Source organism: Lelliottia jeotgali (genome assembly GCF_977070485.1).
The window spans coordinates 19,160-30,110 of record NZ_CDRVFO010000005.1 but is presented as its reverse complement, the minus strand read 5'-3'; the positions used below and the strand labels follow the sequence as shown (position 1 = coordinate 30,110).

Sequence of the window (10,951 nt, the reverse complement as noted above, 5' to 3'; positions counted from 1 at the left end):
CGCACAGTGCGTTATCAGATGTAATTGACCAGCGACAGGCCGGCGACCTTGGCATAAGCCTGCAGCGAGGCCTGCAGCATGTTGGTCTGCATCTGCAGGCGGATCATCACTTCGGCCGGGTCGCTTTCGCGGATCGAGCTCTGGGTCTTGGTGTTTTCCGCACTCAGCGCAGCATTGGTTTCGGCCTGAACATCCAGTGCTTGGCCACGGCCGCCGATCGAGGCGATCGACGAGGTCACCTGGTTGGTCGCGCTGCCGATATTGCCAATCGCCGAATCCAGCGCCGACTTGAACGCCTGCGCTGCCGCCGGGTCACCATCGATCGGCGTGCTGAGCGCGGCACGCAGCTGGCCGATGGTGTCGAGGACGTTCTGGGTCTGGTGCGTATCGACCTTGATAGCGAACGAATCACCGGCACTCGGTGCGCCCGACAGCTCGAACTCCACGCCCATCGCAGTCGCGGCGGTGCCACTGAGGGTACCGGTAGAAATGGGCCGACTGTTGGCGCTGACCGGCGAAGCATACAGCTCGAAGTCGGTGGCACTGGTGAACTTCAGCACTGCGCCTTCGGGGAAGGCAGCCTTGTAGGCGGCCTGGTCGGTGATCGTCGTACCGGTCACCTGGGTCGACGAGGGGTTACCCGGGCTGCGGGTACCGGAAATCTCATCAGCCTTGGAGCTGAGGCTGAAGGTATGGCCGGCGATGGCAGCATCCGGATCGGCTTCGTCACCGGCCTTGAAGCTGATGTCCAGGCGCAGGTCAACACCGCGGAAGCTGATCGACGTGTTCTCGCCATTCGGGTCGAACTTGCCGCCCTGGGTAGCTTCCAGGGTCACGTCAGTGCCATTGGCGTCGGTGATCTTGAATTCAGTGCTGCTGGTGAACTCGATGCTGTAGGGCTCACCACTGCGGAAACGATCATTGTAGGTAGAACTGCCGGACACCTGGCCATTGGACAGGGTGACACGGCCATCATCGACAGCCGGGCTGGTCAGACGGGTCTCGCTGCGGCTGGTGTTGAGGGCCTGCTCGAACGCGTCATAACCGGTTTCGTTGGCCGCCAGGCTGAGCATGTCACCGACCTGCAGCTTCAGCTGGCTCTGGTCGCCCTGGTAGGTATAGGTACCATCGGAGTTGCGCACGTAAGGCTGGGTGTCACCCTTGGAGCCGGAGAAGATGTACTTGCCGTTCTCATCCTTGCTGTTCATCAAGGTGAACAACTGCTGCTCCAGCGAATCAAGCTCGGCCGCGTTGGCCTTGCGATCTTCGTCAGTGAAACTTGCGTTGCCGGAACTGACCGCCAGTTCGTTGACCCGCTGCAGGATGTTGCCAACTGCGTTCAGGGTGCTCTCGGCCGTGCCCAGCGCGTTGCGCACGCTGGTGGTGTTGCTGTTGTACTGGTCGATCATGTTCTGCTGCTGCTCGAGCTGCAGCAGACGCGCAGCACCTACCGGATCGTCCTTGGCCGTGCGCACGCGGATACCATCGGTGGCTTCCTGCTGAGTCTTCACCGTATTGGCGAAGTTGCGCTGATAGTTGGCACTGTTGGTGTTGTAGAACTGCGAAGTTGAGATGCGTACGCTCACGATCTACGGCTCCTTAAAGACTGTTGATCAGGGTGGCGAAAGTTTCCTGGGCCGCCTTGATGATCTGCGACGACGCGGTGTAGTACTGCTGAAACTTGATCAGGTTGCCGGTCTCTTCGTCGATCGACACACCCGACAAGCCGTTGCGACTGTCAAGTGCCGACGTTTGCAACGCATTGGTCGCATCGCTGTCCATCTGTGCCTGGCCGGCCTTGCCACCCACATTCGACACCAGCTTGGCGTAGGCGTCCGTGAAGCTGATGCCCTTGCCGTCGGCACCGACTTCGACAGTTGACTTGGTCTGCAGATCAATCACCGACTGCGCGTTGCGATTGTCGGCAGAACCGGCAGCAGTCAACCCGACGGTAAAGCTGTCGCCATTCTTCGGCGCACCCGAGACGTCCATTTCGAAGGTGAAGGTCTTCTGGGTCGCGCCATCCATGATCGGGTTGCCACTGGCATCGACCATCGGCACCGACAGCTGCAACTTGTTGTCTTGGCCGGGCACGATGGTGCCGCTACCAATGGAGTTACCCTTGGCGTCGTACAGGGTGTAGGCCTGGGGCGAGGCGGTGTCGTCACCGAACACCAGCTTGACCGGGGTGGAATATTTCAGGCCAGTCTGCAGGTCGGCGCGCTGAGCGGCGTCGTAGATGTCCAGCTGGGAGGTCAGGGTCGGCTGAGTGATGGTGCCGGTGCCCTTGTTGCCCGAACCGCTGGTACCGGTCAGTGGCGAGGCCATGGCCAGACGTTTGGGGTCGGTCAGCGTCGCCTCGATGCCAGCCGCTGCATTGCGCGTCGGGGTGATCTTGAAGCTGTCACCGGCACTCAAGGCACCGCCGTTGAGCGACAGGGTGAAACCGTCGATCACCGGTGGCGGGTTGTCGGTGAGGTCGAAGCTGCCCATGTCGGTGCCTTCCGGCAGCTTGCGGACGTTGTAGCCGGTGCCACTGGTGAAGGTCACCTGGTAATCGCTGGTGGAGAGCTTGCCAGTGTCTTTGATGGTCACATCGAGGTTGCCGGAGCCCGCACTGTTGCCCGACTTGGCGATGCTGCGCTCGCTGATAGCCTTGGCGCTGTTGATATCGGCGAACAGGTTGCTGCCGAACTCACCGTTCTTGTCGATACCCTGAGCCAGCTGGCTGTTGATCGCGTCGGCCACCACCAGCGCCACACGGCCCAGCTCGTTGAGCGCCGGGTCGAGGGTTTCCTTGCGGTAGCGGATCAGGCCACCCATCTCACCACCGGTGGTGCTGTTGGTGATGTCCATCTTGGTCGAACCGCGGTTGAGGATCAGGCTCATGCGGGTCGGGTCGGTGGCACTCGGCTCCACGCCCAGGGTCTGGGTGGTCTTGCCCAGCACCAGCGCCTGGCCGTTCTTCAGATAGATGTCGTAGTTGCCGTCACGCTCGACCACATCGGTACCAATCAATGCACTCAACTCACGCACCGCACCGTCGCGCTGGTCGAGCAGATCGTTGGGCTGGCCGGAAATGGAGCTGACGCGGGAAATCTGGTCGTTGAGGTCGGCGATGGTCTTGCTCAGGCTGTTCACCTGATCTGCCAGCGACGCCATGTTGCTGTTGACGTTGCTGTTCTGCTGATTGAGCTGCGACGACAGGGTGTTGAAGCGCTTGGCCAGGGACTGCGCGCTGGTCAGCAGCAGTTGGCGCGAGGCGTCTTCGGTCGGCTTGGCGGCGGCGTCTTGCATGGCGCTGAAGAAGCTCTGCAGGGCAGCGGTGATGCCGGTGTCGCTGCTGGACAGGGCGGTATCCAGCGGCGTGATCTGATTCAGGTACGAGGATGCATCGCTGCTCAGCGAGGTGGTGGTGCGCAACTGGTTCTCGAGGAACGCGTTGTACACCCGGCGCACATCCGCCAGCGTGGTGCCGTTGCCCATGAAGACCTGACCGACCTGCTGGCCGCCCTTGGTCTTCTGCACGTTCTGCTGGCGCGAGTAGCTATCGACGTCGGCGTTGGCGATGTTGTTACCGAGGGTGTACATCCCCGACTGCGCGGCGCCCAGCCCCGACATACCAATGTTGATCAGACTCGCCATGGTTCCATGCCCTTAAAGTTTCGTTGTGGTACCGAGCGATGCATAGCTCTCGTACGACTTCATCTGTCTTGCGATCTGCGAGATCTTGCTGGCGTAATTCGGGTCGGTGGCGTACCCGGCCTTTTGCAACTCTTGCACGAACTGTTCTGGCTTATCGGCCGCCTTCACCGCTTCTTGATAGCGGGAATTGTTCTGCAGCAGGCTCACCAGGTCGTGGAAGCTGTCCTGATAGGAATCGTAGGAGCGGAACGCTGCGGTCTCCTTGACGAACTGGCCGTCACGGAACTCGCTGGTGATCGCCCGCGCCGAATCGCCTTCCCAATTGCCCGTGGCCTTGATGCCGAACAGGTTGTGGCTGCTGCTGCCATCGCTGTTGCGCATGACCGACTTGCCCCAGCCGGTTTCCAGGGCGGCCTGGGCCACCAGGTAACGCGGGTCGACACCGATACGCTTGGCGGCTTGTTCGGCCATCGGCAGCATGGTGGCGACGAATGCGTCGCTGTCGGCGAACGCTTTCTTCGGCGCCAAAGGAGGCTGCGCCACGGCACGCCCGGTGATGCGCAGGCCGCGTTCGGGCACGGCAAAGCTCTGCGCCACCTGCTGCCCATCGCGGACCGGCACGGCGGCGGTATTGGTGGCTGCCGCCGGGTTGCCCGCCGAGGGCACGATACCGGCCAGCAAGCGGTCGGTCAGCTTGCCCGGCAACGCCAGGCGCCGTGAATTGAGCGCGGCAACGTCGTTGCGGCTGGCAGTCGACTGCGCGGCATGTACCGGCTCGGCCACCTTGTTGCCCCACAGCGCCGGCGCACTGCCCTCGATACGCGGGAACGGGCTGGTGTTGACCGGCGCGCTCTTGTTCTTCGACAGCTGGCGCACCAGCACGTCCTGCAGGCCGATACCGCCGCCCTCGCGAGACATGCTCACAGCCAGCTGCTGGTCGTACATGTCACGGTACTGCTTGACCGTCGCGCTGTTCATCGGGTTGTCATCGGCCAGTACATCACTGGCCTTGCGCGAGGCCTTGAGCATTTCGCTGATGAACAGCGACTCGAACTCCTGGGCCACCTTGCGCACGTTGGCGTCGCTGTCGCGATCACCGTGCTTGAGCGAGCTCAGGCGATTGAGGTCGGTGTAGGCGCCGCTGTCGGCCGCGCTGGAAACCAGGCTTTTCGAGTTCATGCGTGGCGTCCTCAGATCACGATCAGGTCGGCCTGCAAGGCGCCGGCCTGTTTCAGGGCTTCGAGGATGGCCATCAGGTCGCTGGGCGCTGCGCCGACCTGGTTCACCGCACGGACGATTTCATCCAGCGTGGTGCCCGGGCCGAACTTGAACATCGGCTTTGCTTCCTGTTGCGCGTTGACCCGCGAGCGAGGCACCACAGCCGTCTCGCCATTGGAGAACGGCCCCGGCTGGCTGACGATCGGATCTTCGGTGATGGTCACGGTGAGGCTGCCGTGGGTCACCGCCGCCGGTGAAACCTTGACGTTCTGGCCGATTACGATGGTGCCGGTACGCGAATTGATGATGACCTTGGCAACGGCCTGGCCCGGGTCGATCTCCAGGTTTTCAAGGATCGACAGGTAGTCCACACGCTGGGTCGGGTCCATCGGCGCGCTGACGCGCACCGAACCGCCATCCACGGCCTGGGCGACGCCTGGGCCGAGCAGTTCGTTGACCTTGTCGACGATACGTTTGGCGGTAGTGAAGTCAGGCCGGTTGAGGTTCAGCGTCAGGGTATTGCCCTGGTTGAAACCGCTCGGTACTGCACGCTCCACCGAAGCGCCGCCAGGGATACGACCTGCCGACGGAACGTTGACGGTGATCTTCGAGCCATCGCGGCCTTCGGCATCGAAGCCGCCGACCACCAGGTTGCCCTGGGCGATCGCATAGACGTTGCCGTCGATACCCTTGAGCGGGGTCATCAGCAGGCTGCCGCCGCGCAGGCTCTTGGAGTTGCCGATCGAGGACACAGTAATGTCCACCACCTGGCCCGGCTTGGCGAATGGCGGCAGGTCGGCATGCACCGACACCGCGGCGACGTTTTTCAGCTGCACGTTGCCGGAGCCGGCGGGCACTTTGATGCCGAACTGCGACAGCATGTTGTTGAACGTCTGCAGGGTAAATGGCGTCTGGGTGGTCTGGTCACCCGTGCCGTTAAGCCCCACCACCAGGCCGTAACCGATCAACTGGTTGGAACGCACGCCCGAGATACTGGCGATGTCCTTCAGGCGCTCGGCATGGGCGCCGAACGCACAGGACAGAAGCAAGGTTGCGGCAATCAGTTGCCTGACGTTGAACATGTTCATCCGTACTCAGAAGGGCCAAAGCGGGCTGAGGAAGAAACGGTCCAGCCAACCAGGCTGGCTGGCGTCGGCGAAGGAACCGGTACCCGAATAGGTGATGCGCGCGTCGGCCACACGGGTGGACGGCACTGTGTTGTCGGTGGCGATGTCGTCGGCGCGAATCAGGCCGGCAATGCGCACCAGCTCTTCGCCGGTGTTCAGGGTCATCCACTTCTCGCCGCGCACCGCGATGATGCCGTTGGGCAGCACTTCAGCGACGGTGACGGTGATAGAACCCGTCAGCGTATTGCCTTGGGTGGCCTTACTGTCGCCCTTGGTGGCACGCTCACCGCTGTAGCCCGCTTCCAGCGACAGATCGCCGCTGCCGAACGGGTTGTTGGTGCTCGGCGTGGCACCGAACAGCGAGGTCAGGCCGATATTGGCGCTGCTGTCCTTCTGGATCTGCGAACCGGCATTCTTGCTGGCCGAGGTGCGTTCGTTGAGCGTGATGGTGATGATGTCACCGACGCGGAACGCCTTGCGGTCGCTGTACAGGTTCTGCTCGAAGCCGGCCTGGTAGATCGAACCGTTGTTGGCCGCTGCCGGCAAAGGGGTGCGCGGCAAAACCGGCGCGTAGTACGGGTCGTTGGGCTTGGCCGTCGGTGCGACGCAACCAGCCAGCAACACCGCCCCCCCCAGGGCGAACAGGGACAACAGACGATTCATGACGCTTACCTCACGGTGTAACAGGGACTTGGGCTTACAGCTGCTGGGTGACGAACGACAGCATCTGGTCGGCGGTGGAGATGACCTTAGAGTTCATCTCGTAGGCGCGCTGAGTGGTGATCATGTTCACCAGCTCTTCCACGGTGCTGACGTTGGAGTTTTCCAGGGTCTGCTGCAGGGTGGTGCCGAAGCCGTTCAGGCCTGGGGTACCGACCTGTGGGGCACCACTTGCAGCGGTTTCCAGGAACAGGTTGTCGCCGATTGCCTGCAGGCCGGCCGGGTTGATGAAGTCGGCGGTCTGGATATTGCCGATCACCTGCGCTGCCGGGTTGCCAGCAGTGGTGATCGACACGGTGCCGTCCTGGCCGACGGTGAAGGTCTGGGCGTCGTTCGGCACGACCACCGCAGGCTCCAGCGCGAAACCATTGGCGGTGACGATCTGGCCGTCGGAGTTCAGGTGGAAGGTACCGTCACGGGTGTACGAAACCGTACCGTCCGGCTGCAGCACCTGGAAGAAACCACGGCCATTGACCGCCATGTCCAGCGGATTTTCGGTGGTCTGCAGGCTGCCGGTCTGGAAGTTTTTCTGGGTGCCGACAATGCGCACACCGGTACCGACCTGCAGGCCCGACGGCAGTTCGCTGTCCTGGGTGGACTGCGCGCCTGGCTGGCGTTTGATCTGGTACAGCAGGTCCTGGAATTCGGCGCGGTCACGCTTGAAGCCCGTGGTCGAAACGTTGGCCAGGTTGTTGGAAATGACCGTCAGGTTGGTGTCCTGGGCGGACAGGCCGGTTTTAGCGACCCAAAGAGCCGGAAGCATCAGTATTCTCCTCGTGCGCCTGTTTTACGGCACCCGTTCAAGTGTGGTTAGCCGAGTTGCAAAACACGCGCCATGGCTTCGTCGCCTTCCTTGGCCGCGTTCATCATCTTCACGTGCAGTTCGAATTGGCGAGACAGCGCCAGCACCGACGTCATTTCTTCGACGGCATTGACGTTACTGCCCTCCAGGAAGCCCGACACGACCTTGACGTTGACGTCGGCAGCAGCCGGCTGGCCGCTGGTGGTGTGGATCAGCCCGTCCAGGCCCTTGGTCAGGCCTTTGGTGTCCGGGTTGACCAGCTTGATGCGGTCGACTTCAGCCATCACCCGCGGGTCTTCACCCATGGAGCGGATGCTGATGGTGCCGTCAGCGCCGACTTCGACCTTCTGCTCTGGCGGAATGGCGATCGGCCCGCCGTTGCCGATCACCGGCATGCCATTGCCGGCGCGCAGCACGCCGAGGGCATCGATGTTCAGGCTACCGGTACGCACGTAGGCTTCGCTGCCATCGGGGGCCTGCACGGCAATGAAGCCCTGCCCCGCCACTGCCACGTCCAGGTCACGTCCGGTCTCGACCATGGGCCCTTCACTGAAGTCGGTGGCAGGACGCTCGGTCATGGCAAACGCCCGCGACGGAAAGCTGTCACCAAACACCGGCATCGAGCGCGCCTGCTCCAGGTCACGCTGGAAACCATTGGTGGAAATGTTCGCCAGGTTGTTGGCATGGGCCTTCTGCGCCAGCGCGTTCTGGCTGGCGCCGGTCATGGCCACGTAAAGCATCTTGTCCACAGTCATCCTCCGCTGCACTGGCGATTGCTTGCCGCTCGCCGTTGCTGTGCAGGCACTAAAGCAAGTTCCGAACCAACTTTTTGAAATAATGAAAAAGCCCGTAAATACGGGCTTTGGGGGGAGCTGCCAACCATGAGAACGCCGGTTATCCGGCGCCGGGTTGCCGGTAGCGGCAAAGCAGGTGTCTGCACCGGCCTCATCGCCGGCAAGCCGGCCCACAGGGTTCTGCAGCGCTGCGGATATTGTGGGGGCAAATGTCTTACCCAATTTCTAGAAGTTAACGCAATTCCTGTGGGAGCCGGCTTGCCGGCGATGAGGCCGGTGCTGGCAATCACCGATCGCGGCAACCGCCATTGTTGTAGGGCCCGGCAAAACGCTTCCAGCCATCCCCCGGCGACCATTGCGAGCACACCAGACGCCCATCCACCTGGCTTTCCCAGCGCCACCAGGGCGCAGTACCGGCCTGCGCCTGATACAGGCAGAAGGCAGCGAGCAACGCGACGAGCAACCTTTTCATGAAACACTCCCGCAAAAACGACAAACCCCTTCACGACAAAGGGGTTCGTCTTCACACCATTAACCCGCGACCATCAGGTCATCTGAATGATGGTCTGCATGATGGTGCTTTCGGTGGAGATGGTCTTGGCGTTCGCCTGGTAATTGCTCTGCGCCTTGATCAGCTCGACCAACTCCTGGGTCAGGTTGACGTTCGAAGCCTCCAGCGCATTGGACTCGACGCTACCCAGGGTACCGGTCTTGGGCTCATCGATGCCGGGAAGGCCAGAAGAGAAGGTTTCGGTCCAGCGGGTCCCGCCGATCTGCTGCAAGCCCTGCTCGTTGGCGAAGCTGGCCAGCGCCACCTGGCCAATGGCGCGCGACTGCTGGTTGCTGAAGCTGGCGAACAGCACACCGGTGGAGTCGATGCTCAGGCTCGACAGGATACCGGTGGCGTAGCCATCCTGGGACTGCGACATGCGCGCGGTCTCGGTGTTGTAGGACGTGGTGCTGTTCATCGACAGCTTCATGCCATCGGCGTTACCCGCAGCGCCATTGGACGCCCAGTTGCCTGCCGAATCCTCGACCGCTGGCACCCAACCGGTCATGGTGAAGGTGTTGTTGGTCACGGTGAACGAAGCACCCGCCGGATGGCCTGTATTATCGGCAGTCATGCTGCTCACAGAACCATCGCTGCTGAAACTGATGGTGCCGGTCAGCGGCGTGGTGGAAGCAGGATCGAACGGGTTTCGACCGTCGACCAACGTGTACATGGTCCATTCGTTCGTACCGGTCTTGCGGTAGAACTGCTCCATGGTGTGCTCGTTACCCTGGCTGTCGTACACCTTGGTCGGGAACGATTTGGTGTAGGTCGTCTCGTCAGTAGGGTCGAACGGCAGATTAGGCACCATGGCACCGGTGCCATCATCGATTTCCAGCGGAATGTCGGTGGCCGAAGAATTCAGATTGATGCCTTGGTCAATCAGCGAAGTGGCCTTAGGCTGCAGTGCCGAGGTGTCGATCTGCAGGTCAGACAGCACACCCTTCTGGATCTTGCCATTGGCATCGGCAGCGTAGCCTTGCAGGCGCAGGCCATCAGAGGTGACCACGAAGTTGTTCTTGTCGGCCTGGAAAGCACCGGCACGGGTGTAGACGCGCGAGCCGTTGTCGGACAGGACGAAAAAGCCCTGACCCTGGATACCCATGTCCAGCACGTTACCCGTGTTATTGACGTCACCCTGGGAGAACTGCTGCGAGATCGCCGCCAGACGCACGCCGTTGCCGACCTGGTTCTTGCCCACACCCAGGCGATTGGCGCCGGCATAGACGTCGGCGAACTCGGCACGCGAGGATTTGAAGCCAGTGGTGTTGACGTTGGCGATGTTGTTGCCGGTAACGTCCAGCTGTTTGTTGGCTGCGTACAGACCGCTAAGGCCGATATTGAAAGACATGAATTCGCTCCTGTGCCGCGCTAGCGGGCCTTAGATACCGATGGTTTGTACGTCAGAGAGGGAGACCTTGCCGACGCCCGCAAGGTTGAGCACCATTTCGCCGGTGGCATTGAAGCTGACGCTGGTCACCTTGGCCGGCAGCAGCGTGCTCATCTGCACCGCCTGGCCATCCACAGTGGTGCTGGCGGTGAAGCTGTAGGTGCCCGGGTCGACCTTCTCGCCACTGTCGTTGGTGCCGTCCCAGATGAAGTCGGCATAACCGGCCGCCTGCTCACCCAACTCGATGGTCTTGACGGTGTTGCCGTCCTTGTCCTTGATGGTGATCTTCGCTTCACTGATTGCCTGCGGCACAACGAACTGCGCATTGAAGCTCTGAGTGGTATCGACCACCGCCTTGTCGTTCTGCACTACCACCGAACGGCCGACCAGTGAAGAGGCCTGCAGCGCCTGGGACGAGGCCATGGCATTGGTGATGCTGCTGACCGATTCGTTCAGGGAGGTGATGCCTTCAAGGCTGCTGAACTGCGCCAACTGGGCCACGAACTCGCCATTTTCCTGCGGATCCAGCGGGTTCTGGTGCTGCATCTGGGTAACCAGCAACTGCAGGAACGCGTCCTTGCCAAGCGCGTCGGTACCGGTCTTGGACGCGGTATCGGTGGCTTTCTTGGCGGTGCCACCGACGCCCGACGCAGTCAGGACATCATTGAGGTTCACACCGCTGGTGCTATCGACTGCCATGGTCTG

The 10,951-nt window shown here is 61.8% G+C and carries 10 protein-coding genes; all 10 read right to left on the bottom strand.

The genetic code is table 11. The features are described from left to right. Nucleotides 1–14: 14 nt before the first annotated feature. Nucleotides 15–1,586, bottom strand: coding sequence for a flagellar hook-associated protein 3 (locus tag ACW4TB_RS09030; protein WP_254466238.1), 1,572 nt, complete (start codon nucleotides 1,584–1,586; stop codon nucleotides 15–17). Nucleotides 1,587–1,599: 13 nt separating this feature from the next. Next, on the bottom strand, nucleotides 1,600–3,645 hold the full coding sequence (gene flgK, locus ACW4TB_RS09025; protein WP_279929814.1) for a flagellar hook-associated protein FlgK: 2,046 nt from the start codon (nucleotides 3,643–3,645) through the stop codon (nucleotides 1,600–1,602). Nucleotides 3,646–3,657: 12 nt separating this feature from the next. Further along, the gene (gene flgJ, locus ACW4TB_RS09020; protein ID WP_254466240.1) at nucleotides 3,658–4,824 is read right to left on the bottom strand and encodes a flagellar assembly peptidoglycan hydrolase FlgJ; all 1,167 of its coding nucleotides are present in this window, start codon (nucleotides 4,822–4,824) and stop codon (nucleotides 3,658–3,660) included. Nucleotides 4,825–4,835: 11 nt separating this feature from the next. Continuing rightward, complete coding sequence (locus ACW4TB_RS09015) at nucleotides 4,836–5,945, bottom strand: flagellar basal body P-ring protein FlgI (RefSeq protein WP_241804600.1); 1,110 nt, start codon at nucleotides 5,943–5,945, stop codon at nucleotides 4,836–4,838. A 12-nt stretch (nucleotides 5,946–5,957) separates the two neighbouring features. Next, entirely contained in the window at nucleotides 5,958–6,653 is a 696-nt protein-coding gene (gene flgH, locus ACW4TB_RS09010) for a flagellar basal body L-ring protein FlgH (protein WP_012315555.1), read from the bottom strand. Between the two features lie 34 nt (nucleotides 6,654–6,687). Next, on the bottom strand, nucleotides 6,688–7,473 hold the full coding sequence (gene flgG / locus ACW4TB_RS09005; RefSeq protein WP_012315556.1) for a flagellar basal-body rod protein FlgG: 786 nt from the start codon (nucleotides 7,471–7,473) through the stop codon (nucleotides 6,688–6,690). 47 nt (nucleotides 7,474–7,520) lie between these two features. Then, nucleotides 7,521–8,252 carry a flagellar basal-body rod protein FlgF gene (gene flgF / locus ACW4TB_RS09000; protein WP_277818119.1) on the bottom strand — a complete coding sequence of 244 codons (732 nt, stop codon included), beginning with the start codon at nucleotides 8,250–8,252 and terminating at the stop codon, nucleotides 7,521–7,523. Between the two features lie 340 nt (nucleotides 8,253–8,592). Continuing rightward, nucleotides 8,593–8,778, bottom strand: a complete 186-nt coding sequence (locus tag ACW4TB_RS08995; RefSeq protein WP_012315558.1) for a hypothetical protein — start codon at nucleotides 8,776–8,778, stop codon at nucleotides 8,593–8,595. A 73-nt stretch (nucleotides 8,779–8,851) separates the two neighbouring features. Then, a complete protein-coding gene (gene flgE, locus ACW4TB_RS08990) occupies nucleotides 8,852–10,207 on the bottom strand; it encodes a flagellar hook protein FlgE (protein WP_254466241.1) in 1,356 nt (451 codons plus the stop codon). Between the two features lie 30 nt (nucleotides 10,208–10,237). Beyond that, entirely contained in the window at nucleotides 10,238–10,945 is a 708-nt protein-coding gene (flgD, locus tag ACW4TB_RS08985; RefSeq protein ID WP_012315560.1) for a flagellar hook assembly protein FlgD, read from the bottom strand. Nucleotides 10,946–10,951: the final 6 nt, after the last annotated feature.